Below are 25,133 nucleotides of genomic sequence, written 5' to 3' on the forward strand. Positions count from 1 at the left end.
GAACCGGTTTTAATTTTATTATAGAGTGCCTTTATATTTTGTCAACGCTTTCTTGGATTTTTAATGTATAACGGGAGTGTAATATTTTTGGTATAGTTTTGTTTTCAACAAGCTGTGAAAGAGAAGTGGCAGCAAGCTTTCCAGCATACTCATAGTCAAACGCAATTGTCGTTAAACTAGGGTGTACCATTTCTGAAATATCATATCCACCGAATCCTGTTACAGAAATATCACCTGGTACAGAAAGAGAGTGGGAGTGAATGACTTTCATTGCGCCAAGAGCGATGTTATCTGTAGCACATACGATAAGAGTTGGGCGATTATTATCTAAAATATGTTGTACTTGTTTCATGGCATCTTCTATGCGGAAAGTTGTTTCGTAATATGAAACGTTGCAAGTCGGTTCTAAATTTTCAATTGCTTTTTGAAAACCATTTTTTCGATTTATTCCAACAGAAATATCATCTTTTTCTATCCCTAAATAGGCAATATGTCGATGGCCTTGCGATAAAACGTATGCCCCTAACTCATAAGCTGCATCATAATCATCGTGAACGAGGCAATATTGATCTTTATATTCTTGCCCGACGAATAAAATAGGGGTGTTTGAATTAGCCATAATTTTTTGATGTTCATTCGTCAATGTTTTTGTTAATAAAATAATGCCAGCTACCTTTTGTTTTATAAAGTTTTCAATTGCTTGTATTTCAGTTCCGGTTGTTTGATTTGCATTTGCTACAAGCATTTGATAGTTATTTTCCTGTAATGTTTTATCGATCCCGATAAGTGTTTTCATTGTAGCGAAGGAGTCTAATCGGGGGATGATGACACCAATTAAATTTGTTGTTTTTGCTTTTAAACTTTGAGCAAATGTATTGGGAGAGAAATTTGTTTCTTGAATAATACCTTCGATTTTAAGTTTTGTTTTATCACTTACATATCCGCCGTTTAAGTAACGAGAGACTGTGCTTTTTGCAACTCCAGCCAATTTGGCGATATCTGCAATTGTTTTAGCCATAGTATTTCACCTTCGTATTCATAAAAATGTTAACTTTATTATAGGGAGAATTAGAGATGACGTAAACAAGAAGAGGGAAAGAAAAAACCACCTCACGTATATGAGGTGGAATAATTGTTAATATCTAGGCTTAAATGTATGACAACAAGTCTCTACACTCGTTGCTACAGAACTTTCTAGCGTCTCGTTTGTTAAAACAGCAGCTGTATATGAATCATTTTCAGTTTGACCAGTTTCATCTGCATCAGGCTGAACGATGATCGCACTTGCTTGACAAAAGTTACCTTGTCCCCAAAAAGAACAGTTGGAAACAGAACATCTTACTTCTGGCATAAAACCCCCTCCTTATACATTAGTGTGGGATTTTACGCCCATTTCATGTGTAGAAGGAGTTTCCTTTTCTAATTACTTTTTCGTTTGTTCAAGCCATTCTTTTAATTTGTCTTTCGGCTGTTCACCGCTAATACGGCTCACTTCTTTGCCATCTTTAAAATGAATGATTGTTGGTGTACCTTGAATTTTATATTCATCCCAAGGAGCATCTAATTTTTCAATATCCATAACTTTCATATCAACGTTCAAGTCTTTAGCCATTGGCACTACGACAGGAGATAATTTTTGGCAATGAACGCAAGATGTTTGATAAAAGTATACTGTTTCTTCTTTTTTCTCTTTTAAGTTCTTTTGAAGATCTGAAAGAGAAATTTTATTTGTGTAGTAGTCAGGACCATCTGTTTGACTACCAGTAGCATTATCAATTTTTTGGCTAGTTGAAGCGTTTTTTTCTTCCATTTGTGTTACAGCGAAAATTGCCGCAAACAAGGCGATAATAATACCACCAAATATAAGCATTTTTTTCATTCTTTCATCTCCTTATTTGTTTTTGATGACAATAAAGCTACAAACAGCGATTGTAATAAAGCCGATAAGTGCTAAAAACGGGATTGTCACAAAACCGAACCAGTTTATGTATTCTCCCGTACATGGTACACGTCCACAAGCTGCCCCAGCAGCTGAAAATGCTGCGACTTTTTGAATTGCATAGTGATATAAAGAAATACAAGCACCAATAGTTGCGATTGGTAAAGAATAACTTGCAATGCGATAATCTTTCTTTGCTACAGCGATACCAAGCCATAAAACGAATGGATACATAAAAATACGTTGATACCAACAAAGAACACAAGGCTCAAATTTCATGATTTCGGAAAAGTACAGACTTCCTAGTGTAGCGATAAAAGAAGCTCCCCATGCGGTAAGTAAAGCATATTCTTGCTTTTTTTCTCGTCCCATATTTTATACCTCTCTTATAATAGTTACATACTAAATTATAGTATGAAGTAGTATGGAAAAGAAAGAAAAAATATGTTTATCAATAAAAGTTTTATAAGGAGAAACTTTTATTGATATAAACATTTTAAAAAAGCGCCATTCTCCGGAAGAGAATAGCGCTATATTTTACATTTGAATTTGTTCTACTTCTTCTACATGCGACTTTTGGGATGCGTGGTCAATATATTGAAATAGGAGCTGCAATTGTTTATCAACTTCTGGAAGTTCTTTACTGTATTGATAAGCGTGTAAAAAATGCTCAATACGTTTAGAAAATAATTGATCGTTCGTTTGAACCATGAGAACGAGTAATTTATCCCAATTACAGCAATACGTGTAATAGAGAGCTTTATCATAGTCGTTATATGTTTGCACTGTGTACCCTCCTTACCGAGAGTTATATATAGTGTGTGATAAGTAAGGGGAAATACACTTGAAAGAATTTGTTAAGAAAAAAAGTGAATGAAAAGAAAAAACGAGGAGTTTCCTCGTTTTTTAAGCTTTTGGCATTGGCGTAGGTGTTGGTTTGCCATAGCCTTCTTTGTATTTATTATCGATATAGTTACGAATTTCAAGCGTTGATTTTCCTTTTTGTTTCATGGAAGCAGATTCAACTGCGATTTCTAGGCAATTGACGCAAGTCGTTGCATGGGAGTCCCAAACAACTTCACCATTCTTTTTAATTTCACGAATAAAGCAGTTTTTATTATTTTTATGTCCTACACTTTCACCGCAACCACAATAGCATGGAATCCAATCTAATAGTTCTGCATTTTGTCCAGCGACAGTGTAGATATCTTTCATTTGTGGATCAAGCTTGTCTAGGAAGGTAGGAAGTGTGTCGACTCCTTTTGTTTTCTCTTGAATGTCAGCTTGCTGAGTGTGCGATGCGTGGTCATGTTCTTCTTTTTTTGATTCAGAAGATTTTTGGTCATTTGTACTAGTACTTCCGCATCCAGCAAGAATTAAGCTTAGTACTGCAAGTAAAGAAAATACATACTTTTTCATTCGCTTGTCCCCTTTACAAATGTATTAATCAAATTGTATCAGACTAAGGGACACCTAGGGAGAAGTTTTTTTTGAACGATTTTTGAAGTACCATCTTAGTGAATGAAACAAAAATAAAATTGGGATATAAGCGTATACAATATATAAACCCGCTTGAGATAGTACGGTATTTAATGTGTTGATACTTTCACGGTTTGTGAAAAGTAGAGAAGCTGAAAATATGATGAAAATAAACAACGGTAATGTAAATTTAAATGAAATATGAAAGGAACGCTTCATCGTTTGACATGATGACCAAATGGTTAAGCAGAGGTTTGGTAAAATAATTAAAAACCAAACGAAAATAATAATATATTCAAAGCGCTGGATAAAAGGAACTTTAATTATTTTTAACATCGTTAAAGTAGGCCAAATAGTACGGTTTAATTGTCCCTCGCTGTAATACATAAAAGATACGATAGCTAAAACTACATAAATTAAGGTGCTAAAAGCAATTCCAGCATGGGCCCATCGCTTTAAAGATTTTCCTTTTTCAATAAAGGGATAAAAGATAAGAATTGTTTCAAACCCCAGAAATTCCAATGCGGATTGTTTTGCAGATATAAGCATGTCAAAAGGTGAATGTGTAAAAATAGGTAAAATATTACGAAAATGAGCATATTTCATTGGATAGATTAAAAAGAATACAACGAAAATAGGAAGAACAATACCCCAAAAACATATCCCTGTCACAGAACGGAAGCCACCTTTTATAATGTAGTAAGTGACTAATAAAAACATAAGCGTAAGTTTCCATAACTTAATGGTAGGGAAAATCCAAACTTGTATCACTTCCATATACGTACGAAGAACCGTAAGGCAAAATAATAAGCAATAAAGAGTGAAAATTACAGAAAATATAGAGCCAACCCATTTTCCAAAGGTTGTTGTATGAATGCTAATTAAATCTCCGTCTTTTTCAAGCATTTTTAACATACAAAACAGCACAATATGAGTTGCAATTCCCGCAATAATAAGAGAAATCCAGGCATCATAACCAGCGTTTTTTAAAATTACACGTTGATATCCGAGAATTCCTATACCAATCTGGAGAGAATGCAATAAAATAAATGCAAAATATGGAGAGACTGTCTTTGTTTTATTCATTGTATTCATTGCTTATTTCACCTCACTATTCTCCGATTCCAGATTGTACAATATTAAGATCTAAATTTACATCCACCGCTACATTTTTATACATATTTCGAATTTGTGTTATATTCCATTTTCTCGTATGGCTTCTAATTTCATCTCGTATTCCTAAAGGATCAATTTCCTTTTCTTGAAATTGTTTTATTAGATCTTCACAGTCTTTTTCAACATTTCGTTCAATTTGTTTTTTTATATAGTTGATATTTGTTTCTTTTCTTAAATCAATCCAATTAGGAGAGTTTTTAATTAATCCATTTAATTTTAAATGGATTTTTACTTTTGGTATGTCGCCAGTTTGATCTATATTATACTTATTTTCCCCAGCTAAGTTTTGTATAACAACCATACCTTTATGTTTATCCTTTTTTATCGCTGCTTCGTAACGTCCATTTTTCGTAGGATTAATAAGTAATTTTGCTAAAACAGAATGTCTTTTATCCGTATACATGACGACTTTATCGCCTTTTAAAAAGGCAAGCCCTTTGACAGCGACAGAATGATTATCGTCCATTTTAATATAAGGAACATAGGCATCACATACGGAAGAGTAATAATTATATAAAAAAGTGTTTAATTCGGTTTGTGGAATGTTTTCATTTCTTATATTTTGTTCGAGTAAGTCAGCAATATATAAAGACCCATTTTTTTTTCCGTAATTTAAAAGCTCTTCAGCTGATCCATCTACAATTGCTAGTTGTACATCACGCCCGATATTTGGGTCACGTTGTAAGTTAGTAATAATCTCTCCCATTCCGCGTTCTCCTAGAGCTTTTCCAAATAGGACGACACGCATTTGACCTACAACGACATTGTGAGGAGATTTTGCATTTAATCGTGAAGCGATTGTCTCAAGTGAACGGGCAGATGTTGATTGCGTTTCTGGTTTAGACTTTACACCATGTGTGTACTCTGGGAATAGAATAGTTCCTTGGAATCTTTTCTTTTTTGTGATGTCAAATCCAGCGATATGAATAATACGCTGCGTATCCACTATATAGGTTTGTGTACAGCCAGTTTGTAAAATGAAGAAGATAATGATAATAAGGTGCAATAAACATTTTTTCATTCATTCTCACCATCACGTTTTTGCTTCGCTTTGTTTGGATTATAGCGCCATTTTGATTTTGGTCTAAGAAAAGAAGGTCTTTGAGCTGTTTGACTAAATGGTAATCGAAGAAAACCTTCTGCTGTACCTAAACCACGAAATGGATATAAAGGTAATAAATAAGGTGATCCAAGTGATTTTAATTTAATTAAATGAGCTAAAATAAATACAAATCCGACAATAAGACCTAATCCTCCGAATGCACCGGCTAAAAGAATAAGTGGAAAGCGTAATAACCGGATAGTAGAAGACATCTTTACGGTCGGTGTTGTGAAAGATGCAAGAGCGGATAAAGCAACTGCAATTAATAAAATTGTACTAGTCAAAGCTGCCTCCACGGATGCTTGGCCAATTACAATCCCCCCAACAATACCAATCGTTTGTCCGACTTTTGTCGGTAAACGCGCTCCAGCTTCACGAAGCAATTCAATTGTAATTTCTAAAAAGAGTGCTTCTAGAATGGGAGGGAAAGGTACGTTAGCTCTCGAGAAAATAATAGGACCTAGTAAATCAGCTGGAATCATTTGATAATGATATGTTAAAGCCGCTGTATAAATAGCGGAGGAAAAAAGAGAAAATATAGCTCCGAAAAAACGAATAATACGAAAGAACGATCCAATCATCCACGGTAAATAATAATCTTCTGGTGAAATGAAAAAATCCAGTAACGTTGTTGGTCCTGATAAAGCATATGGAGAGCCATCTGTTAAAATTAAAACTTCCCCGTTAATTAATGCAAATACAGCTCGATCTAATCGTTCTGTAGGTAATAGAACTGGAAAAGGTGAATTGCTATTATCACTAATAAATTGCTCAATCATAGTTGAATCAAACGGGACATCAAAGTCAATGTCTTCTAGCCGTTGTATTGCGGTGTTGATAAATTGTTCATTTGTAATTCCTTCTATATAAGCAACTGCTACTTTCGTTTTTGACATAGATCCGACGGTAACTTCTTTAAAAATGAGTTGCTCCGTTACGATATTTCGGCGTAATAAGTGGATATTTGTATCAAGGTTTTCAACGAAACCGATTTTAGGCCCGATTACGCTATACTCATTTTCTGTATCGTTATATAATCGTGTTCCTAAAACAGTACTTTCGGCACGAATTAAAGCATATTGATCAGGATTCGAATTGTTTTTTAAGCGTATTAAAATATATCCACCTAATAATTTCTCACGAATATCATCAATAGAAGGGGAGGTAATAATGTCTTCAATAGAGACGATATTACATAAATCAGAGATGTTTTGGATTTGTTCCGATTCCTTTTTTAGAGGAGTTAAAATGAATTGTTTAATAATAAGTGCTTCCACGACAGATTTATAATAAAACAAGCACAATGTTTCATTTTCAAGTACGTTATGAGAAACAAAGTCGCTTGATTCTTTCATGGTTTGTATAAATTCTGGAATAGAACAAAGTGTTTTTGTATTAGTCTTTTTTGATTTTTTAGATGATAAACCGAACATTTTCTCACCCCTAACTTACATCATTTACTTGTGTTAGTTTTTGGGAAAGACGGGAATTTATACTTAAAAATTGAAAGTTCATAAAGAAAAGGAAGAGTGGTGAATGCCTCTTCCTTTTTAGCATTTTAATTTGTTTTTTGTTCTTTAATAGACTTCACTAATTTCATCATTTCCGCTCGTATATCTTCTCTTTTTACATTTAATTTTTCGGCAATTTGTTTAATGTCCATTCCATCTTTTTTCATCTTTAATACATCATCAAGAGGAGTATTGCTTTTTTGAGAGATGATTGTTAACACAGTAAGATGACGCAATTTGATGTTATATTCTTTCATTTTTTGCTTTAGCTGATCCGGTGTGGATTTTTGCATAGTTGCTAACTGTTGTAGCAGTTCTTGCTTTGTTTCTTTATTCATATGATGCTTTTTCAGCTTACTTGGATCTATACCGAAATGCTCGGCTGTTTTCTCCCAAGATTTATTTTGCTTATAGTAAGCTAAAACATCTTTTATTTCTTTATTACTAATTCTTGCAATATGAGCAGCTTTCCAAATTTCATGTTTGTTATAGCCGAGTTTTTCTAGCGATTGCATTTCTTCTTCTGAAATTGGGTTATGGTGATGCAGTGTTACTTCTTTTGGCGTGGCAGCGGATATAGGGAAGGTGGATATCCCGCATAATAATGCTGCCATAGTCATACAAACAGCGATTTTTTTGTACATGTAAACTCCTCCTAGATGGATAATGTAGAAAACTGTACACATATCATTTCCATAAAATGTGAAATACTTGTGAACAAGTTAAGTTTTTTTATTCACAGCATGGAATGACGTTTTTAGAAGTTTTCCAACATAAAACATTGATTAATAGTAAAAAACTAAGGTATAATCGAAATTGAAAATCAATATCAATACTAATGATAAACTTATACATATAGATAAAAATAAGGGAGAGATAAATATGACTACATATACTTCCATCGCTAATGTGATTAAAGAAAGACGCTCTGTTCGTACATTTACAGACAAAGCAGTAGAAAAAGATTTATTAATTAAACTATTAAACGACGCAACATGGGCACCAAATCATAAGCACCGTGAACCATGGAATTGTAAACTATACATCGGAGAAGGCCGCAAGAAATTAGTAGATGCGGTATTAAACTCTTTCACGGAAGAAGAAAGAGCGAAACGCGGTAAAATTTTATCAGATCGTTTCTTAAGCACGCCTGCACAAATCGTTGTATATATAAATGAAGATCCACGTCAAATTCAACGTGATGAAGATTACGCTGCAACATGTGCATTTATGCAAAACTTCCAACTTCTTGCTTGGGAACGTGGATTAGGTTGCGTTTGGAAATCAGGCGGATTAAACTACAATCCATTATTTATAGAAGGAATCGGTTTAACAAGAGGCCAACGTATCGTTGGAATTCTTCATATCGGCTATTTCGATAAAGCACCAGAAGGAAAAGCTCGTACTCCGATTACGGAGAAGATGGAGATTATCGAAGGTTAATAGATGAGACATTCTCGTTTTTGCGGGGGTGTCTTTTTATTATGCAATCAATCCTCATGAAAGCTTGTTTTTCATCATACACTTTCTTAAGGGAAAGTGTAAGGAGGGAAAATAATGAGAGCAAGTGATGATAAAGCACTGCAATATGCGATTGCGGAAATTACGGAAATTGCGACTGGATTTGGGCTTGATTTTTATCCGATGCGTTATGAAATATGTCCAGCGGAAATTATTTATACATTTGGTGCATATGGGATGCCGACAAGGTTTTCACATTGGAGTTTTGGAAAACAATTTTTCAGAATGAAATTACAATACGATTTAGGACTTAGTAAAATATACGAACTCGTTATTAACTCTGATCCATGTTACGCCTTTTTATTAGATACGAACTCTTTAATTCAAAACAAATTAATTGTAGCGCACGTTTTAGCACACTGTGATTTCTTCAAAAATAATATTCGTTTTTCAAATACGAAGCGAGACATGGTGGAGAGTATGGCGGCAACAGCGGACCGTGTGAAAGCGTATGAGCATAAGTACGGAAAGGCAGAGGTAGAAACATTTTTAGATGCCGTACTTGCCATTCAAGAGCATATTGATCCGTCGCTTATGCGTCCGAAGCTCGCATGGAGTATTGATGATTTAGAAGATGAAGAAGTAGAAAAGAAAAAGGTGTCGCAATACGATGATTTATGGAATTTAGATAATCGCAATAAAAAGCAGGAACGTTCTAATGTGCGTAAAAAGAAGAAAATTCCACCACAACCAGAGAAAGATTTACTGCTCTTTATTGAAGAATATAGCCGTGAGTTAGAAGATTGGCAGCGTGATATATTAACGATGATGCGCGAAGAAATGTTATATTTTTGGCCACAGCTTGAAACGAAAATCATGAACGAAGGCTGGGCATCCTACTGGCATCAACGCATACTTCGTGAAATGGACTTAACCTCTGATGAAGCAATTGAATTTGCGAAATTAAATGCAGGTGTTGTACAGCCATCAAAAACAAGTATTAATCCATACTACCTCGGTATTAAAATCTTTGAAGATATTGAAGAACGGTACAATAATCCGACTGAAGAAATGAAACGACGAGGCGTAAAACCAGGATCTGGCCGTGACAAAATGTTTGAAGTACGCGAAATTGAATGGGACGTATCGTTCCTAAGAAACTACTTAAATAAAGATCTTGTTATGCGAGAAGATATGTACTTATTCCAGCGCCAAGGAAAAGAATATAAAGTAATAGATAAAGAATGGGAGAATGTGCGTGATCAACTCGTAAATATGCGGACAAATGGTGGGTTCCCGTACTTAGTAGTAGAAGATGGAGACTACTTAAAGAACGGAGAATTATACATTAAACATAGTTACGAAGGAATCGAGCTCGATTTAAAATACTTAGAAAAAGTATTACCATATCTTCATCAGCTATGGGGAAGAACGGTGCATATGGAGTCGATTGTGGAGAGTAAGGGCGTTGTGTTTTCTTATGATGGGAAGATGGTGCATCGGAAGTATGTGTGAGGGGAAGAACGGACATAGGATACTGTGTCCGTTCTTTTTTATTTAAAATAGGAAAAATATGCTATTCTTGAAAAAAGGGAGTTACATAGAGAAATGGAGTGATTTAAATGAGCAAAGTAGGGATATGTAAGGTTGATATTACGCCGCCTGTAGGTATTGATTTTGTCGGATATCATAGAGAGACAGGCATAAATAATGTTGAAGAACGTATTTACGGGACAGTTTTTGTATTTGAAAAAGATGAAATGAAGACTGTGTTTATAAGTATTGATAATATTGGGATGCTAGTAGAAGATACGAATATGATTCGTGAGCGAGTAGCAAGTAGGCTTCATGTGCCATTTGAGCGAATAACGGTTGTTTATACTCATACGCATTCCGGTCCAGAGACAGTCGGTGATAATCCGCTAGTGCAGTCGTATAAAACGATTTTAGTAAATAATGTAGTGCATGGTGCTATTACTGCGAATAACAACTTGAAGCTATGTGAAGTTGGCTGGGGTGTTACGACAGGTGATATTGGGGTAAATCGAAGAGAGAGAACATGTGATGGAAGAGCGAAGATGGGAACAAATATAGATGGTGTTGTAGATAAGCGAATTGGTATGTTAGCAATAAGAGATGCTGAAACGAAGGAGTTATCTGGGATTTTAGTATTTTGTACTGCGCATCCTAATATTTTAAAAGGTGATAGTGATGAATTATCAGCGGATTATCCTGGAATGACGAGAGAGATTTTAGAGCAGATAGTGAACTGCCCTGTTATTATCGTTCAAGGTGCCGCTGGAAATGTGAATGCGAAGTACCGCGGTTCAAGTGAAGCGTTAAAACAAATGGCCTATTTACTTAGTGGACATGTATTAATGATGTTGCCAACAGTTACATATAGCTCAATTGTAAATTTAAGGACAGTTTCGAGTATGATGCAAATGAAGTTGAAGGATATTCCTGAATTTGATGAGATACGAAGCATGGCTCGATTAGCCGAGAAGCAGTGGGGCGTGAATACGGATGAATGGCTTACTATCGTTTTAGAGAAATATGAGCAAGGTATTCGGCGGTTAAGTATTGATTTAGAAGTGCAGTTATTTCAAGTTAATGATGGTATGTTTTCAGGTTTACCGATGGAACCTTTTTCGGAAACGGCATTAGAAGTGAAAGAGAATCTTCAAAATGAATTAGCTTTCTTTGGTGGATATACGAATGGATATATTGGTTATTTACCAACGAAGGAAGAATTCTTATATGGTGGGTATGAAGTGGAATTAAGCCCTGTTGTGTATGGACCGGTTACGAATTTATTGATACCACCGGAGGAGAATACTGCGGAGTTGGTTGTGAAGAGAGTTATGGAATTATATAACGCGTAAAAAATATATTTAGTAGAATAAAATTTAAAGAAATTAATGATTTTTAATACATCTGTAGAAAACGAATCCATTTTGAAGAAGATGAATCAAAATGGATTCGTTTTTTGTTTACCAGACAGGTCGTATATTTGATGATAATTTCTCTGTATTTTCTTTAGTAACGAATGTTGTTAAATCCTCTTTCAGTATTTGCATTCGTTCTATACCTATGTTTTCAATCCATCGCTGTTCTATTTCAGCTACTATTTCTTCTTTTACTTTCATTACTGACAAACCACGTTCGGTTAAAACGATGATTTTACCTCTTTTATCAGTAGGATGTGTTTTGCGTGTAACGTAGCCATTACTCTCAAGAGAATCCACCATTTTACTTACAGCTTGTTTGGAAATCCCCAAATACTCAGCTAGCTCTATACCAGTTGCCCCATTAGGAAGGATGCGTTTGAACATAAAACCATGTGCTGGCCTAATATCTTCAAATCCTAATTCACTTAATTTGTCATGTAGCTCAGTGATTAATGTGCTAAATGATAATGATAAAAGCGATGTAAGATCTAACTCGTTAAATGTTTGATCCATGTATATAACCTCCGCGCTTGTAGTCAATTAAGTTGACTATATGTAATGCCTATTGTACTATACATAATATAGTCAATCAAATTGACTATATTATGTCGGTAGAACAAATAATGATTTATATAATATAGAATCAATGGAGGTTTCACATGGTTAATATCGTGAAAATTAGAGGGAGTGTATTTGCACCGTATGCATCGCTGGAACCTATTAAGGACCCTGCAACAGGAAGAGTGTTTGAATATGCTGGAGATGCACGTGAGTTTACACCACAAGCTGTGAACACAAAGCGTTCAAGGTTAGAACAAGAAGTGAATATTGATTTTTATAAAAGAGAAATTTTCACATATGCAGATGCTTGTATCGTCACCGTGAAGATTACAAATTCAGATGGCTCAATTGAGTATCAAAAGGGAGAAACAAGTACAGAAAACATTGTATGTACAAATATTGTATGGAGTGAAGATGAAGTTTCATTTGAAATGAGAGCAAGTGCAAGTAATCCTTTAAACGCAGCAGCACCTGCAGCTGATTATTTTTTGACTATACGAGCTAATGAAAGTGGCACTGTGAATATTGAAGGTGTACATGATGGTTTCCCTTGCTATGAATTTTATAAACAAGTAGATTTTGGTTCGTTTGAATTGATATACACACATGATTTCAGAAAAACGGATGATACCCCAGCAGCACTAGCTGGAGAGATGGAATATAGCTTTAAAACGACAGTCTAAACATAAATATAGCGCTATTTTTTAGAAGGAAATAGAAAAGTAAAAGAGAAATCTATTGGTTTTAGGATTGAAATTATGGTCTGTTTTATTTAATAAGCATTCAGCATCTAAAATAAAATTATAGAGGTGTTTCTTATGACTAATATCGTGAAAATTAGAGCCAGTGTATTTATTCCAATGTCTTGGACTGAGGCTAAGAAGGATATGGAAACAGAAAAAGTAATTCAATTCGAAGGTGATTCACGTGAATTCACACCGTATGCGGTAAATGCGATGCGCTCTAGAGTTGAGCAAGAGGTAGTAGTTGATTTCTATAAAGAAGAAGTGTTTTCATATGCGAACACGGGTATTACGACCGAGAAGATTACAAGTCCAGATGGTTCTGTGAGTAAAAGAACAGGGAAAGCAAGTACAGAAAATATTGTGTGCACTGATATCACATGGAATTCTGAAGGTGTGCAATTCAAAATGAGTGCGAGTGCAAGTAATCCATTAAATGTATATGCACCTCCTGTGGATTATGTATTAAATGTATGTGTGAAACAGGATGGTAGTATTGATATTCAAGGGGAGCATGATGGATTCCCTTGTTTTGAATTTTATAAGCAAGTAGATTTCGGTTCATTTGAAAAAATATATACACATGATTTTAGAGAAACTGGTGATACAGCGGCAGCCCTAGGCGGGAACATGGAGTATAGTTTTACAAAGAGATTATAGGAAGTATGATAATAGAACGATGGATTGATTCATTCGTAAAGAACTTGGAAATATCTAAGTTCTTTTTTTGTTTCAAATTTGTGAAAGACATATTGATTGAAATTAAATTTTTTATAATTTATTATATACCCGTACAGGTATAGGTTTTATATGTGTGATATATGAGGGAATTAAATAATAAATAGTATGGAGGTTTGACATATGTCTAGAAAAATTGTTGTAGTAGGCGGAGTTGCTGGCGGGGCATCAGTAGCTGCAAGGCTTCGTCGTTTAAGTGAGGAAGATGAAATTATTATGTTTGAACGCGGTGAATACATTTCGTTCGCAAACTGTGGATTGCCATATTATATTGGCGGTGTCATTACAGAAAGACAAAAGTTATTAGTACAAACTGTTGAAAGGATGTCAAAACGTTTTAATTTAGATATACGTGTATTGAGTGAAGTTGTAAAGATTAATAAAGAAGAGAAAACAATTACGATAAAGAATGTAACTACAGATGAAACATATAACGAGGAATATGATGTTTTGATTCTTTCACCAGGGGCGAAACCAATTGTTCCACCTATTCCGGGCATTGAAGAAGCGAAGGCGTTGTTTACGTTACGAAATGTACCTGATACAGATCGTATAAAAGCGTATATTGATGAGAAGAAACCACGTCATGTGACGGTTATTGGTGGAGGATTTATTGGAGTGGAAATGGTTGAGAATTTAAGAGAACGCGGGATTGAGGTTACTCTTGTAGAGATGGCAAATCAAGTGATGCCACCAATTGATTACGAAATGGCGGCATATGTACATGAGCATATGAAGGTGCACAATGTTGAGCTTGTTTTTGAAGATGGTGTAGATGCGTTAGAAGAGAATGGGACTGTTGTACGTTTAAAAAGTGGCTCAGTTATAAAAACAGATATGATTATTTTAGCAATTGGTGTACAACCAGAGAGTAGTTTAGCGAAAGATGCAGGATTAGCATTAGGAGTTAAAGGAACGATAAAGGTAAATAAGAAATTTCAAACATCTGACCCATATGTATATGCAATTGGTGATGCGATTGAAGTGAAAGATTTTGTTACAGAAACAGAAACGATGATTCCTTTAGCGTGGCCAGCTAATCGTCAAGGTCGCATGTTAGCAGATATTATTCATGGGCATACAGATTCTTTATATAAAGGTACGATGGGAACTTCTGTGGCTAAAGTTTTTGATTTAACAGTTGCTTCGACTGGAGTAAATGAGAAAATATTAAAACGATTAAATATACCCTATGAGGTAGTACATGTACAGGCAAATTCTCATGCGGGATACTATCCGAATGCTACGCCAGTGCTAATAAAATTAATCTTTAATAAAGAAAGCGGAAAAATTTACGGAGCACAGGCTTTAGGGCGTGATGGAGTAGATAAGCGTATCGATGTTATTGCAACGGCAATGAAGGCAAATTTAACTGTAATCGATTTACCAGATTTAGAATTATCATATGCCCCGCCGTATTCTTCTGCAAAAGATCCAGTAAACATGGTGGGGTATGCCGCAAGTAATATAGTAGATGGTTTTGTGGACACAGTGCAATGGCATGAAATAGATCACATTGTTGAAAATGGTGGGTACCTTATTGATGTTCGAGAGCCTAACGAACTAAAACAGGGAATGATTGAAGGCTCTATTAATATTCCGTTAGATGAATTACGTGATCGATTGGATGAAGTGCCAATGGAAAAAGAAATATATATCACTTGCCAACTTGGTATGAGAGGGTATGTTGCAGCGCGTATGTTAATGGAAAAAGGATATAAGGTAAAGAATGTAGATGGTGGTTTTAAATTGTATGGGACAGTATTGCCAGAACGTGTTGTATATTGATATTTTTCATCTTCTACTTCAAGATTTAGTGAAAGATGAAAACCTATAGATTAAGGTTTTAATTTTTGTTTCGCGAACATATAAGACAAAAATTAAAAATAGGGGTTTACAAAATACCCTATAGGGTATAATATATTGTCATAGGTTATAAATGGTGACATAATGGTAATGAGGTGATTATAGAATGGAATATAATCAAGATATGAAAAATAGATTGAAACGTATTGAAGGTCAAGTTCGTGGTGTGCTTCGTATGATGGAAGAAGGAAAAGATTGCCGAGAAGTTATTACACAGTTAACAGCATCTCGTTCTGCACTTGATCGTACAATTGGACTCGTTGTTGGAACGAATTTAGAGCAGTGTTTGCGTGAACAGTTTGAAAGTGGTAATGGTTCAAATGAAGAGTTAATTAAAGAAGCTGTTCAATTACTTGTAAAAAGCCGATAATCTGTCAAACGTAAGTGTTGACAGATTTTCAAAAACGTTTTAATATACCCCTACAGGTATTTGTATATGAATTGTGGAGGAATCGATTATGAGTATAAAAGTGGATATGAGTTTAGATTGTAAAGGTTTGGCTTGTCCGATGCCTATTGTGAAAACGAAGAAGGCGATAGAAGGATTGGCACCAGGGCAAGTGATTGAAGTTAAGGCAACAGATAAAGGATCTACGGTAGATATAAAAAGTTGGGCGAGTAAAGTAGGACATCAATATATCGGGACGAAACACGAGGGTGATGTATTGGTGCATTATGTTAGGAAAGCAAACGAGCATGAAGTGAATGAAGTTGTGAAATATCCACATACAATTACGAATGCAGAATTACAGTCTATATTGTCTCATGGAGAAGAGAGCATTGTATTAGATGTTCGCGAAGCAGCGGAATTTGCTTTTGGCCATATTCCATCCGCCATTTCGGTGCCATTAGGTGAATTAGACAGTGCAGTATTAGATAAGATGAAGCAAATTTATGTTATTTGTCGAACTGGTAACCGTAGTGATGTAGCTTGCCACATGTTGAAAGAGAAAGGTTATGCAAATGTGAAAAATGTCATCCCAGGCATGTTAGAGTGGAAAGGGAATATAGAGAAGTAAATTTTTTTGAAAGAAAATATACCTATGGGGGTAATAAAATGAATGTTAAACCGTTACAAGCAAAAGATGTGGCAGAGAAAGTTTTATTCGGAGAGTTATTCATTTTAGATGTTCGTAATGAGACGGATTATGAAGATTGGAAAATTGAAGGGAAACAAGTTTCTTCTATTAATAAACCTTACTTTGACTTGTTAGATGGTGTAGATCATATTGTAAGTGAATTACCTAAAGATAAAGATGTTTTAGTAGTATGTGCAAAAGAAGGGTCTTCTATATTTGTGGCAGAGCAATTAACAGAGGCGGGATTACAAAATATTTATTATTTAGCTGGTGGCATGAAAGCTTGGAGTGAATATGTAAAGCCTATAAAAGTTGGAGATTTAAAAAATGGCGGAAGTATGTATCAGTTTAACCGCCTAGGAAAAGGCTGTTTATCTTATATGGTCGTTTCAAACGGTGAAGCAGCAGTTATTGATGCGGTAAGGACAGCCGAGGCATATGAAGAGTTTGCGAAAGAGCATGGCGTTACGATTAAGAATGTAATGGATACACATTTACATGCAGACCATATTTCTGGAGGACGTAAGTTAGCGGAAAAAGTAGGGGGTACGTATTGGTTACCGCCAAAAGATGCGGAGGAAGTCGTTTTCTCATACGAACCGCTCGTTGAAGGATCTGTTATTACGGTGGGGGGTACTAAAATTGAAATTGACGCGTTATACTCACCAGGGCATACGATTGGAAGTACGTCATTCATTGTAGATGATTCTTATTTATTATCAGGCGATATTTTATTTGTAGATTCAATTGGGCGTCCTGATCTTGCTGGTAAGGCTGAAGATTGGGTGAGTGATTTACGTAATACTTTGTATAGCCGATATAAAGAGCTATCTCAAAATTTAGTTGTGTTACCGGCTCATTATTCAAAAATAAGTGAAATGAACGAAAGTGGTATTGTTAGTGCAAAATTAAAAGATTTATTTGAGCATAATGCAGGATTAAATATTGAGGATGAGGGAGAGTTCCGTAAAGTTGTAACAGAAAACTTACCACCTCAGCCAAATGCATATGAAGAAATTCGTCAAACCAATATGGGTAAAATTCACCCAAGTGTGGATAAAGAGCGTGAAATGGAGATTGGTCCAAATCGTTGTGCAGTGCACGAATAATGAAATAAATAAAAAATGGAGGAATTGATGATGAATATAAAACAAGTGTTAGATGCGAAAGGTTTAGCATGTCCAATGCCGATTGTAAGAACAAAGAGAGCAATGGATACTTTGCAAACTGGAGAAGTGTTAGAAATACATGTAACGGATAAAGGGTCAGTTAAGGATATTCCAGCGTGGGCAAATAAATGTGGCCATGACATCGTAAAGCTTGAAGAAGAAGGCGATGTGCTGAAGTTTTGGATTAGGAAGGCGTAGTGAAGCAATAGTTTTGTAAATATAGAGAGGTTGGTTATATGAACACAATATTAAGTACGCTTTTCATTGTACTTGCTGCATGGTTTGTTATTTCACGATTTTTACCAGTGAAAGGTGTTCAAAATATAAATGGCAAAGAATTGAAAAGTATAGTGGGGAAAAAGGGGAAGTATTTTATTGATGTCCGTACAGTAGGTGAATATAGAGGGAATCATATGAAAGGCTTTCAAAATATCCCCCTAAATGATCTAGCAAGTAAGGCGAATCAATTAGATAAGAATAAGGAAGTAATCGTTATTTGCCAAAGTGGAATGAGAAGTAAGCAAGCAGCAAAGGTATTGAAAAAACTAGGGTTTCAGCAAGTAATAAACGTTTCAGGTGGTATGAATGGTTTGTGAGGAGGAAATTTAAAATGAAAGAAATGACTACAAAAGAATTAGAAGAAAAATTGTTGCGTAAAGAAGCGGTAAATATTGTGGATGTACGTGAAGTAGAAGAAGTAGCTGAAGGGAAAATTCCAGAAGCATGTAATATTCCACTAGGACTATTAGAGTTTCGTATGCATGAATTAAATAAAAATCAGGAATATATTATCGTTTGTCGTTCAGGCGGGAGAAGTGCAAGAGCTGTTCAATTTTTAGAAAGTTACGGTTTTCAAGTAATCAATGTGGTAGGTGGTATGTTAGCTTGGGAAGGAAAAGTAGAATAGGGAGAAACAATTTTTATAAATAAAAATACCCCTATAGGTAATTGGAGGGAGAACAATATGGAACAACAGAAGAAAACAACAATCGTTTTATTTAGCGGAGATTACGATAAAGCAATGGCTGCTTATATTATTGCAAATGGCGCAGCGGCGTATGATCAAGAGGTAACTATTTTTCATACTTTCTGGGGATTAAATGCTTTAAGGAAAGATGAATATGTGAATGTAAAGAAAACATTTATAGAAAAAGTATTTGGAAGAATGATGCCACGCGGTGCTGATAAGATGGGGTTATCCAAAATGAATTTTGCTGGTATGGGACCAAAGATGATTAAAGGCATTATGAAAAAACATAATGCAATGCCTTTGCCAGATTTAATTGATTTGGCAAAAGAACAGGGGATTAAACTTGTAGCTTGTCAAATGACAGTAGATTTATTAGGGTTAAAAGAGGAAGAGATTATGGAAGGCGTAGAGTTTGCAGGTGTAGGGGCATATTTAGCAGATGCTTCGGATGGGAATGTAAACTTATTCATTTAAATCACCTTCTTTTTAGAAGGCGGGGGATGTAAGATGAGCTTAGTCGTATTACTTTTTATAATTGGGTTTATAGGATCATTTATATCAGGAATGGTTGGGATTGGTGGCGCGATTATTAATTATCCGATGATCTTATACATTCCAGTATTGCTAGGATTTACTGGCTATACGTCACATGAAGTGAGCGGTATTACAGCGGTACAAGTATTCTTTGCAACTTTTGCAGGCGCGTGGGCATACCGGAAAAGTAATGACATGAATAAAACGTTAGTTATGTATATGGGAGCTAGTATATTAATAGGAAGTTTTATAGGAAGTTTTAGTGCAAATCTATTAGATGAACACGCTGTAAATGTTGTTTATACAGTATTGGCGACCATTGCAGCTATGATGATGTTTGTACCGAAGAAAAATAATAGTGGAGCAGTTAAGTATAATAAATGGTTAGCAAGTGTGTTAGCGTTTATTGTAGGAGGTGTTTCGGGCATTATTGGAGCTGGAGGTGCGTTTCTTTTAGTTCCTATTATGCTAGTTATTTTAAAATTACCATTGCGCATGACGATAGCGACATCTATCGCTATTACGTTTATTTCCTCAGTAGGGATTACGACTGGAAAAGTGATTACTGGACAAGTAGTTATCATTCCAGCTCTAATTATTGCGGTTGCAAGTATATTTGCTGCGCCACTTGGAGCGCGAGTCGGGAAGAGGATAAATCAAAAAGTACTACAATATATGTTATCGATTTTAATTGTCGGCACTGCTATTAAGATGTGGATTGATATGATATCGAAATAAAAGGATGGGCTGCTTGCAGCCCATCCTTTTATTTATGCCCAAATAACTTTCATTAAGTTTTTATATTCGTCATTCGCTAATTTATATAGCATTCTCGTATGTTCAAAGACAAGTGCTGGATTAAAGTTTGGTTCTGAGAATGCAAGAGATGTTGAAATATCAATTGCATTTTGCTTATTTAATGTGAATTTTGCAAAGCGATAAGATGTATTTAATTCATTGATGACATGTAAAATATCATTTGTTGATGTTGCATCAGGTACGTGAGCAACATTGAAGCAGTATATATCCACCGTAGGATGTTCGTTTTGGAAAGCAGCGATAAGTTGAATTTTTGCGCCAGCTTCAGTCTCTAATCCTACTGAAAAATGAACAGAGCCATCATTTTCATCTATATTTTCTTCCATGTATATATCGTTGGATTTTAAGTAGTCTTTAAAATCTGAGATGTTATGTTTTACTGCAGCTTTCATATGTATGAGCCCCCTGATAATTGGAATAGATTGCTACTATTTATTATAATTTAAAAATATTAAAAAAGATAGTTAGAAAGTTCTGATTTTTAATTCTGAAGAAATAAAAAGAAGCCGTACTCTACCTCCATAGAGTACGGCTTCTTTACTATTCATTGTCGTTAGACGATGTTTCTGTATCTTCACTGCTATTTTTGTTCTTATTTTTCACTTCATGGTTACTTGATTCGCGTTCACTTGAATTTTCAGACTTAGATTCTTTTGTCTTTTTCGAATCAGAGTCTGAGTCAAACTTTGTATATGCAGGTAGTCCAAGATGAGTACGAAGTTCATTTGTAACATTAGCTAATTCTTTTTTATCTGGATTGTAGTAGTAAGTTCGACCACCACCAGCAGATTTGCTACAAGTATCGTCACCTTTTGCCATATAGCAATCATCACCTTGGATTTGTAATTTCTCAATTTCCGAATCCGATCCATATTTATAGAATGAAAGCATATCATCAAATGTTAAGTTTGTAACGAATTGGCCGTTAATATCATCAATGATGTTGCCAACTTTTGTTACAGAACCAACACTAGTTAGTTTCTTTAAAATAGCCTCGATAACGAGTTGTTGACGTTGTCCACGCATTGCATCACTATCGATGTGTCTTGTTCTAGCAAGAGCAAGAGCTTCTTCGCCATTTAGCTTTTGAACACCTTTTTCTAGGTGAATAGCCTCAGCATTATCATTGCTATCTTGCTCAGTAAATTCAACTGGTACATCAACTTCAACACCGCCCAAGTCATCGACGATTTTTATAAATGATTTAAAGTTGAATTTTACAAAATAATCGACAGGAACATTCATTAATTTTTCAACTGCATCAATGCTTGCTTGTGGTCCACCATTTTTTCCGTTTTTAGCAGAACCGAATGCATGAGCGTGTGTAATTTTATCTTTTTTCTTTTCTATTGGAATATAAGTATATGTGTCACGTGGGATACTTAATAGTTTAACAGTTTTGCTATCTTTATTAAATGTTGCAAGTAAAAGCGCGTCTGTTCTTATAGCTTCACCATATTCTTTTCCACGGACATCGCTTTCATCAACACCCATTATTAAAACAGAGACATTGTTTGTAATAGGTTTTACAGCCTTATCACGTAAATCAGATTTATCACCGCGTGCTAAATCGTGTGCGGCATTTCGAACAGCAGAAGATGCTTTATTTACTAAAAACCAAGTATAACCGCCGCCTATTAATAAAACGAATAGTATAGCGCTTATAATAATTTTTATTTTTTTCTTATTTTTTTTCGGTTTATTGCGTGTATTTTCTTGCAAAGATGGGTTTTGCTCCATTTCCTGTACTCCTTCATTTGGATTGAAATACGACACTCATATCCACTTATTATAATGAAATTTAGCGAAAAAAAACATTACAAAACATTTACATTTCGTAAAAATTCAATATATTTATAAAAAGTCAGATTTTCTATATTATATTTTTGAGATGTAGAATAAGTATAAGTTGTTTTAGTAGAAATGAAAATATATATTGTGAGAAAGTGATAGAGAAGTAAGATTTGTTGAAATATAGCCAAGAAGAGATGAGTAAGCTTACTTATTTCTTCTATATAATAAAGAAGAATTTGACGGATAAAGGAGAGAGCATAATGAATCATACATCATTCCGAGCAATCGTTGTGAACGAAAAGGAAAATCATCAGTTTGTAAGAAAAGTTGTTGAGAGAGAAGTAAGTAGTTTACCTGAGGGAGACGTATTCATACAAGTTCATTATTCTTCATTAAATTATAAAGATGCTCTTTCAGCTACTGGTAATAAGGGTGTTACGAGAACATATCCTCATACGCCAGGAATTGATGCTGCAGGAGTGGTTGTGAGTAGTGAAGATGCTACCATTAAAGCAGGAGATCAAGTTATTGTAACGGGATATGACTTAGGTATGAATACCTCTGGTGGTTTCGGAGAATATATTCGCGTGCCATCATCTTGGGTCGTGCCTTTACCGGAAGGAATGTCATTAAAGGAAAGTATGATGTATGGGACAGCAGGTTTTACTGCGGCTTTGTCGGTATATAAGCTTATTGGAGCAGGAGTCAAGCCTAGTATGGGAGATGTTTTAGTAACGGGTGCTACAGGCGGCGTAGGGAGTGTAGCTGTTAGTATATTAAGTAAGCTAGGGTTTAACGTAGTAGGAGCGACAGGAAAAATGGAAGAGGAAGATATGCTACTACGTCTAGGAGCGAAAAAGGTGATTCATCGCGCGGAATTGAATGATGAATCAGGAAGACCGATGTTAAAAGGGATATACGCGGGAGTTATCGATACTGTAGGTGGACATATGCTAGAAACAGCTTTAAAAACAGTAAAGTATGGTGGTTGTGTAACGACATGCGGTAATGTGGCAGGCCAGGAACTACAAACAACGGTATATCCGTTTATTTTACGAGGTATAAGCCTTTTAGGGATAGATTCCGTGCAATGCCCAGTAGATGTGAGAAGAGATGTTTGGACGCTTTTAGCGAAAGAATGGGGAAATAAAGAGTTACTATCTTATACAGAAGAATGTACATTAGAAGAATTAGAGAAGAAGTTTGCACTTATATTGCAAGGAAAGTTAAAAGGAAGAACAGTTGTTAAAATATAATGAAAAAAGAGACGCTTAAGTTAGCGTCTCTTTCTTATTATAATGATTGTTTTAGATTGATTTTTCCTTGTTCACCTAAAACACCGTCAGCGATATTTACAGCGTGATCGCCAATGCGCTCTAAGTTACTTACCATATCGACGAAGATGATACTTGCATCACCTGAACAGCTGCGTTCGTTTAGACGTAATACGTGACGTTTACGAAGAACACGTTCCATTTGGTCGATTTTGCGTTCTTTGGCAATAACAGTTTGAGCTAGTTCAGTATCGAAGTTTGTTAAAGCTTCAACTGAGTCTTGCAGTGTTGAAATTGTTAACTCAAGCATTTCGTTTAATTCAGCTAATGCTTCATCTGATAGTGAAACACGGTTTGAAATTTGGAAATCTACAAGTTCTACAAGGTTTTCTACATGATCACCGACACGTTCAATATCTCCAACAACACCTGCTAAAACAGAATGTTTTTCAGAATCCGTAGGTGAAAGTGGCTTTTCTGATAGTAAAACTAAATACTCGGTAATTTTTTTATCTAAATTGTTAATAGCTCCTTCTAATTGAGTAGCCATGTTTGCGTGTTTTTTGTCTTGTGTATTTAAAAATTGATTTGCTTCTTTTAATCCATGTAATGAGAACTCAGCCATACGGATAATCTCTTTTTGAGCTTCAGTTAAAGCGATGGCTGGAGATTGTTCAATAAAGATTGGATTTAAATGTTGTGGTTTGAAGTCAATCGCTGCATCTTCACCACGAATAATTTTTGTTACGATCCATGCTAACACTGCAATGAACGGGAATTGAATGATTGTATTTGTTACGTTAAATGTTCCGTGTGCAAATGCAATAGTCATTTCTGGATTCAAGTTTAATGATGTTTGGAAATATTGAATTAAACTTGTAAATGGTATTAATAAAATTGTAAAGATAATTGTACCGATAATATTAAAGATAACGTGAACTAATGCTGCACGTCTTGCTGCAATTGAAGTACCGATTGCTGCTAATACAGCTGTAATTGTTGTACCGATGTTATCACCGAATAATACAGGAAGAGCTGCTTGTAAATCGATTGCACCTTGACCGAATAGTTCTTGTAAAATACCGATTGTTGCACTTGAACTTTGTACAATTAAAGTAAAGACTGTACCGACAACAATTCCTAAAATTGGATTATCACTCATGCTCACTGTTAATTCTTGGAATGATTCTAAAGAACGAAGAGGTTTCATACCTGCGCTCATTAATTCTAAACCGAAGAATAACATACCAAAACCGAATACAACTTGACCTACAGAATGTACTTTTTTATTTTTAAAGAAGAATAGTAAGATTGCTCCAACTGCCATAACTGGGAGAGCATATTCTCCGATTTTAATTCCGATAATAAATGCAGTAACTGTCGTACCGATGTTTGCACCCATAATAACACCGATTGCTTGTCTTAATGTCATAAATCCGGCACTTACAAGTCCGACTGTTAAAGCGGTTGTTCCTGAACTGGATTGGATTAATACAGTAACTAACATACCTGCTAGTACACCCATAAGTGGGTTTGTTGTAAAACGATCTAGAATATCGCGAAGACGATCTCCAGCTGCTTGTTGCAGTCCATCGCCCATGTATTTAATCCCGAATAAGAAAATACCTAATCCACCAATGAACTGGAAGATCATATCTTGAACATTATATTCCACGCATTCCACTCCTTAAATTTCATGTACGATGTAATTATTAACTGAACCTTGAGTCACTGTAAACGGTTTGCTAGTAAAATTTACACTAAATTTACAAAGGGAATAAAAGTTTACAATCCCTTAAAGAAACAACTGCATTTCATTGGTTTTTATCTTGTATAAATCTTAATTTTGTAAAGAAATCACACTTTTTAGAATAATGTTGTTCAGTCGAATATCAAGGAAAGCGTCTGCAAGTTCATCGTATATTTTTTGATGAACGTTAAAAAAATATGTAGGGAAATGCATGTAG

The 25,133-nt window shown here is 35.2% G+C and carries 29 protein-coding genes; 15 read left to right on the plus strand and 14 right to left on the minus strand.

The features are described from left to right. Window positions 1–31: 31 nt before the first annotated feature. The 10 genes from GD442_RS03945 to GD442_RS03990 form a co-directional block, all read right to left on the minus strand. Window positions 32–1,018 (minus strand): LacI family DNA-binding transcriptional regulator, encoded by a 987-nt coding sequence (locus GD442_RS03945; protein WP_159365045.1) that lies wholly within the window; start codon window positions 1,016–1,018, stop codon window positions 32–34. Window positions 1,019–1,135: 117 nt separating this feature from the next. Next, window positions 1,136–1,351 (minus strand): DUF1540 domain-containing protein, encoded by a 216-nt coding sequence (locus tag GD442_RS03950; protein WP_001115482.1) that lies wholly within the window; start codon window positions 1,349–1,351, stop codon window positions 1,136–1,138. Between the two features lie 72 nt (window positions 1,352–1,423). After that, window positions 1,424–1,879 carry a thioredoxin family protein gene (locus GD442_RS03955; RefSeq protein WP_000738435.1) on the minus strand — a complete coding sequence of 152 codons (456 nt, stop codon included), beginning with the start codon at window positions 1,877–1,879 and terminating at the stop codon, window positions 1,424–1,426. A gap of 12 nt (window positions 1,880–1,891) precedes the next feature. After that, a complete protein-coding gene (locus tag GD442_RS03960; protein ID WP_000532265.1) occupies window positions 1,892–2,311 on the minus strand; it encodes a disulfide formation protein C in 420 nt (139 codons plus the stop codon). 165 nt (window positions 2,312–2,476) lie between these two features. Then, complete coding sequence (locus GD442_RS03965) at window positions 2,477–2,725, minus strand: YhdB family protein (RefSeq protein ID WP_001195459.1); 249 nt, start codon at window positions 2,723–2,725, stop codon at window positions 2,477–2,479. A 120-nt stretch (window positions 2,726–2,845) separates the two neighbouring features. After that, the gene (locus GD442_RS03970; RefSeq protein ID WP_000761036.1) at window positions 2,846–3,358 is read right to left on the minus strand and encodes a PCYCGC domain-containing protein; all 513 of its coding nucleotides are present in this window, start codon (window positions 3,356–3,358) and stop codon (window positions 2,846–2,848) included. Between the two features lie 54 nt (window positions 3,359–3,412). Beyond that, a complete protein-coding gene (locus GD442_RS03975; protein WP_159365046.1) occupies window positions 3,413–4,513 on the minus strand; it encodes a GerAB/ArcD/ProY family transporter in 1,101 nt (366 codons plus the stop codon). 16 nt (window positions 4,514–4,529) lie between these two features. Next, on the minus strand, window positions 4,530–5,615 hold the full coding sequence (locus GD442_RS03980; protein WP_159365047.1) for a Ger(x)C family spore germination protein: 1,086 nt from the start codon (window positions 5,613–5,615) through the stop codon (window positions 4,530–4,532). Beyond that, on the minus strand, window positions 5,612–7,129 hold the full coding sequence (locus GD442_RS03985; protein WP_000467483.1) for a spore germination protein: 1,518 nt from the start codon (window positions 7,127–7,129) through the stop codon (window positions 5,612–5,614). The genes GD442_RS03980 and GD442_RS03985 overlap by 4 nt, the downstream gene beginning before the upstream one ends. Window positions 7,130–7,254: 125 nt before the next feature. After that, window positions 7,255–7,851 (minus strand): hypothetical protein, encoded by a 597-nt coding sequence (locus tag GD442_RS03990; RefSeq protein ID WP_000276966.1) that lies wholly within the window; start codon window positions 7,849–7,851, stop codon window positions 7,255–7,257. A 238-nt stretch (window positions 7,852–8,089) separates the two neighbouring features. Here GD442_RS03990 and GD442_RS03995 point away from each other — a divergent pair, with 238 nt between their 5' ends. The 3 genes from GD442_RS03995 (at window position 8,090) to GD442_RS04005 (ending at window position 11,553) form a co-directional block, all read left to right on the plus strand. Continuing rightward, a complete protein-coding gene (locus GD442_RS03995) occupies window positions 8,090–8,650 on the plus strand; it encodes a nitroreductase family protein (protein WP_159365048.1) in 561 nt (186 codons plus the stop codon). A 114-nt stretch (window positions 8,651–8,764) separates the two neighbouring features. Then, window positions 8,765–10,183: a stage V sporulation protein SpoVR gene (gene spoVR, locus GD442_RS04000; RefSeq protein WP_001202693.1), complete on the plus strand. Its 1,419-nt coding sequence runs from the start codon at window positions 8,765–8,767 to the stop codon at window positions 10,181–10,183. 107 nt (window positions 10,184–10,290) lie between these two features. Beyond that, on the plus strand, window positions 10,291–11,553 hold the full coding sequence (locus tag GD442_RS04005; RefSeq protein WP_159365049.1) for a neutral/alkaline non-lysosomal ceramidase N-terminal domain-containing protein: 1,263 nt from the start codon (window positions 10,291–10,293) through the stop codon (window positions 11,551–11,553). A gap of 108 nt (window positions 11,554–11,661) precedes the next feature. Here the strand turns inward: GD442_RS04005 and GD442_RS04010 are convergent, their stop codons facing one another. After that, entirely contained in the window at window positions 11,662–12,132 is a 471-nt protein-coding gene (locus tag GD442_RS04010; protein ID WP_000372891.1) for a MarR family winged helix-turn-helix transcriptional regulator, read from the minus strand. A 146-nt stretch (window positions 12,133–12,278) separates the two neighbouring features. Here GD442_RS04010 and GD442_RS04015 point away from each other — a divergent pair, with 146 nt between their 5' ends. From GD442_RS04015 to GD442_RS04065, 11 genes are all read left to right on the plus strand, one after another. Continuing rightward, the gene (locus tag GD442_RS04015) at window positions 12,279–12,863 is read left to right on the plus strand and encodes a DUF3238 domain-containing protein (RefSeq protein ID WP_000247265.1); all 585 of its coding nucleotides are present in this window, start codon (window positions 12,279–12,281) and stop codon (window positions 12,861–12,863) included. A 135-nt stretch (window positions 12,864–12,998) separates the two neighbouring features. Further along, window positions 12,999–13,583, plus strand: a complete 585-nt coding sequence (locus GD442_RS04020; RefSeq protein WP_000182101.1) for a DUF3238 domain-containing protein — start codon at window positions 12,999–13,001, stop codon at window positions 13,581–13,583. Between the two features lie 201 nt (window positions 13,584–13,784). Next, window positions 13,785–15,449 carry a CoA-disulfide reductase gene (gene cdr / locus GD442_RS04025; protein WP_078187585.1) on the plus strand — a complete coding sequence of 555 codons (1,665 nt, stop codon included), beginning with the start codon at window positions 13,785–13,787 and terminating at the stop codon, window positions 15,447–15,449. Between the two features lie 184 nt (window positions 15,450–15,633). Next, complete coding sequence (locus GD442_RS04030) at window positions 15,634–15,897, plus strand: metal-sensitive transcriptional regulator (RefSeq protein WP_000456206.1); 264 nt, start codon at window positions 15,634–15,636, stop codon at window positions 15,895–15,897. Window positions 15,898–15,985: 88 nt separating this feature from the next. After that, window positions 15,986–16,546: a sulfurtransferase TusA family protein gene (locus tag GD442_RS04035; protein ID WP_000023951.1), complete on the plus strand. Its 561-nt coding sequence runs from the start codon at window positions 15,986–15,988 to the stop codon at window positions 16,544–16,546. A 38-nt stretch (window positions 16,547–16,584) separates the two neighbouring features. Then, window positions 16,585–17,715 carry an MBL fold metallo-hydrolase gene (locus GD442_RS04040; protein ID WP_048655909.1) on the plus strand — a complete coding sequence of 377 codons (1,131 nt, stop codon included), beginning with the start codon at window positions 16,585–16,587 and terminating at the stop codon, window positions 17,713–17,715. 27 nt (window positions 17,716–17,742) lie between these two features. Next, window positions 17,743–17,973 carry a sulfurtransferase TusA family protein gene (locus tag GD442_RS04045; protein ID WP_002182462.1) on the plus strand — a complete coding sequence of 77 codons (231 nt, stop codon included), beginning with the start codon at window positions 17,743–17,745 and terminating at the stop codon, window positions 17,971–17,973. A gap of 38 nt (window positions 17,974–18,011) precedes the next feature. Beyond that, the gene (locus tag GD442_RS04050) at window positions 18,012–18,371 is read left to right on the plus strand and encodes a rhodanese-like domain-containing protein (RefSeq protein ID WP_001092318.1); all 360 of its coding nucleotides are present in this window, start codon (window positions 18,012–18,014) and stop codon (window positions 18,369–18,371) included. A 14-nt stretch (window positions 18,372–18,385) separates the two neighbouring features. Further along, window positions 18,386–18,682: a rhodanese-like domain-containing protein gene (locus GD442_RS04055; protein ID WP_000661810.1), complete on the plus strand. Its 297-nt coding sequence runs from the start codon at window positions 18,386–18,388 to the stop codon at window positions 18,680–18,682. A gap of 57 nt (window positions 18,683–18,739) precedes the next feature. Further along, window positions 18,740–19,219, plus strand: a complete 480-nt coding sequence (locus tag GD442_RS04060; protein ID WP_000437746.1) for a DsrE/DsrF/DrsH-like family protein — start codon at window positions 18,740–18,742, stop codon at window positions 19,217–19,219. Window positions 19,220–19,252: 33 nt separating this feature from the next. Then, window positions 19,253–20,017, plus strand: a complete 765-nt coding sequence (locus GD442_RS04065) for a sulfite exporter TauE/SafE family protein (RefSeq protein ID WP_048655908.1) — start codon at window positions 19,253–19,255, stop codon at window positions 20,015–20,017. A gap of 32 nt (window positions 20,018–20,049) precedes the next feature. Here the strand turns inward: GD442_RS04065 and GD442_RS04070 are convergent, their stop codons facing one another. After that, window positions 20,050–20,490 (minus strand): hypothetical protein, encoded by a 441-nt coding sequence (locus tag GD442_RS04070; RefSeq protein WP_000642362.1) that lies wholly within the window; start codon window positions 20,488–20,490, stop codon window positions 20,050–20,052. Window positions 20,491–20,638: 148 nt separating this feature from the next. Beyond that, window positions 20,639–21,838 (minus strand): LCP family protein, encoded by a 1,200-nt coding sequence (locus GD442_RS04075; RefSeq protein WP_048655907.1) that lies wholly within the window; start codon window positions 21,836–21,838, stop codon window positions 20,639–20,641. Window positions 21,839–22,152: 314 nt separating this feature from the next. Between GD442_RS04075 and GD442_RS04080 the strand changes: the two genes are divergently transcribed. Continuing rightward, window positions 22,153–23,148: a YhdH/YhfP family quinone oxidoreductase gene (locus GD442_RS04080; RefSeq protein ID WP_001016960.1), complete on the plus strand. Its 996-nt coding sequence runs from the start codon at window positions 22,153–22,155 to the stop codon at window positions 23,146–23,148. A 37-nt stretch (window positions 23,149–23,185) separates the two neighbouring features. Here the strand turns inward: GD442_RS04080 and GD442_RS04085 are convergent, their stop codons facing one another. Further along, window positions 23,186–24,841, minus strand: a complete 1,656-nt coding sequence (locus tag GD442_RS04085) for a Na/Pi cotransporter family protein (protein WP_000456278.1) — start codon at window positions 24,839–24,841, stop codon at window positions 23,186–23,188. Window positions 24,842–25,133: the final 292 nt, after the last annotated feature.

Source organism: Bacillus sp. A260 (assembly GCF_009861435.1).
Classification (GTDB): domain Bacteria; phylum Bacillota; class Bacilli; order Bacillales; family Bacillaceae_G; genus Bacillus_A; species Bacillus_A cereus.

Excerpts from the sequence above, each read along its gene's own strand:
- GD442_RS04055 (WP_000661810.1), top strand. The coding sequence starts at position 18,386 with ATGAAAGAAATGACTACAAAAGAATTAGAAGAAAAATTGTTGCGTAAA.
- GD442_RS04040 (WP_048655909.1), top strand. The coding sequence starts at position 16,585 with ATGAATGTTAAACCGTTACAAGCAAAAGATGTGGCAGAGAAAGTTTTA.
- GD442_RS04015 (WP_000247265.1), top strand. The coding sequence starts at position 12,279 with ATGGTTAATATCGTGAAAATTAGAGGGAGTGTATTTGCACCGTATGCA.
- GD442_RS04075 (WP_048655907.1), bottom strand. The coding sequence starts at position 21,838 with ATGGAGCAAAACCCATCTTTGCAAGAAAATACACGCAATAAACCGAAA.
- GD442_RS04050 (WP_001092318.1), top strand. The coding sequence starts at position 18,012 with ATGAACACAATATTAAGTACGCTTTTCATTGTACTTGCTGCATGGTTT.
- GD442_RS04080 (WP_001016960.1), top strand. The coding sequence starts at position 22,153 with ATGAATCATACATCATTCCGAGCAATCGTTGTGAACGAAAAGGAAAAT.
- GD442_RS03990 (WP_000276966.1), bottom strand. The coding sequence starts at position 7,851 with ATGTACAAAAAAATCGCTGTTTGTATGACTATGGCAGCATTATTATGC.
- GD442_RS04010 (WP_000372891.1), bottom strand. The coding sequence starts at position 12,132 with ATGGATCAAACATTTAACGAGTTAGATCTTACATCGCTTTTATCATTA.
- GD442_RS03950 (WP_001115482.1), bottom strand. The coding sequence starts at position 1,351 with ATGCCAGAAGTAAGATGTTCTGTTTCCAACTGTTCTTTTTGGGGACAA.
- GD442_RS03975 (WP_159365046.1), bottom strand. The coding sequence starts at position 4,513 with ATGAATACAATGAATAAAACAAAGACAGTCTCTCCATATTTTGCATTT.
- GD442_RS04020 (WP_000182101.1), top strand. The coding sequence starts at position 12,999 with ATGACTAATATCGTGAAAATTAGAGCCAGTGTATTTATTCCAATGTCT.
- GD442_RS03960 (WP_000532265.1), bottom strand. The coding sequence starts at position 2,311 with ATGGGACGAGAAAAAAAGCAAGAATATGCTTTACTTACCGCATGGGGA.
- GD442_RS04045 (WP_002182462.1), top strand. The coding sequence starts at position 17,743 with ATGATGAATATAAAACAAGTGTTAGATGCGAAAGGTTTAGCATGTCCA.
- GD442_RS03955 (WP_000738435.1), bottom strand. The coding sequence starts at position 1,879 with ATGAAAAAAATGCTTATATTTGGTGGTATTATTATCGCCTTGTTTGCG.
- GD442_RS04035 (WP_000023951.1), top strand. The coding sequence starts at position 15,986 with ATGAGTATAAAAGTGGATATGAGTTTAGATTGTAAAGGTTTGGCTTGT.
- GD442_RS04070 (WP_000642362.1), bottom strand. The coding sequence starts at position 20,490 with ATGAAAGCTGCAGTAAAACATAACATCTCAGATTTTAAAGACTACTTA.
- GD442_RS04065 (WP_048655908.1), top strand. The coding sequence starts at position 19,253 with ATGAGCTTAGTCGTATTACTTTTTATAATTGGGTTTATAGGATCATTT.
- GD442_RS03970 (WP_000761036.1), bottom strand. The coding sequence starts at position 3,358 with ATGAAAAAGTATGTATTTTCTTTACTTGCAGTACTAAGCTTAATTCTT.
- GD442_RS03985 (WP_000467483.1), bottom strand. The coding sequence starts at position 7,129 with ATGTTCGGTTTATCATCTAAAAAATCAAAAAAGACTAATACAAAAACA.
- GD442_RS04005 (WP_159365049.1), top strand. The coding sequence starts at position 10,291 with ATGAGCAAAGTAGGGATATGTAAGGTTGATATTACGCCGCCTGTAGGT.
- GD442_RS04060 (WP_000437746.1), top strand. The coding sequence starts at position 18,740 with ATGGAACAACAGAAGAAAACAACAATCGTTTTATTTAGCGGAGATTAC.
- GD442_RS03945 (WP_159365045.1), bottom strand. The coding sequence starts at position 1,018 with ATGGCTAAAACAATTGCAGATATCGCCAAATTGGCTGGAGTTGCAAAA.
- GD442_RS03980 (WP_159365047.1), bottom strand. The coding sequence starts at position 5,615 with ATGAAAAAATGTTTATTGCACCTTATTATCATTATCTTCTTCATTTTA.
- GD442_RS04030 (WP_000456206.1), top strand. The coding sequence starts at position 15,634 with ATGGAATATAATCAAGATATGAAAAATAGATTGAAACGTATTGAAGGT.
- GD442_RS03995 (WP_159365048.1), top strand. The coding sequence starts at position 8,090 with ATGACTACATATACTTCCATCGCTAATGTGATTAAAGAAAGACGCTCT.
- spoVR (WP_001202693.1), top strand. The coding sequence starts at position 8,765 with ATGAGAGCAAGTGATGATAAAGCACTGCAATATGCGATTGCGGAAATT.
- cdr (WP_078187585.1), top strand. The coding sequence starts at position 13,785 with ATGTCTAGAAAAATTGTTGTAGTAGGCGGAGTTGCTGGCGGGGCATCA.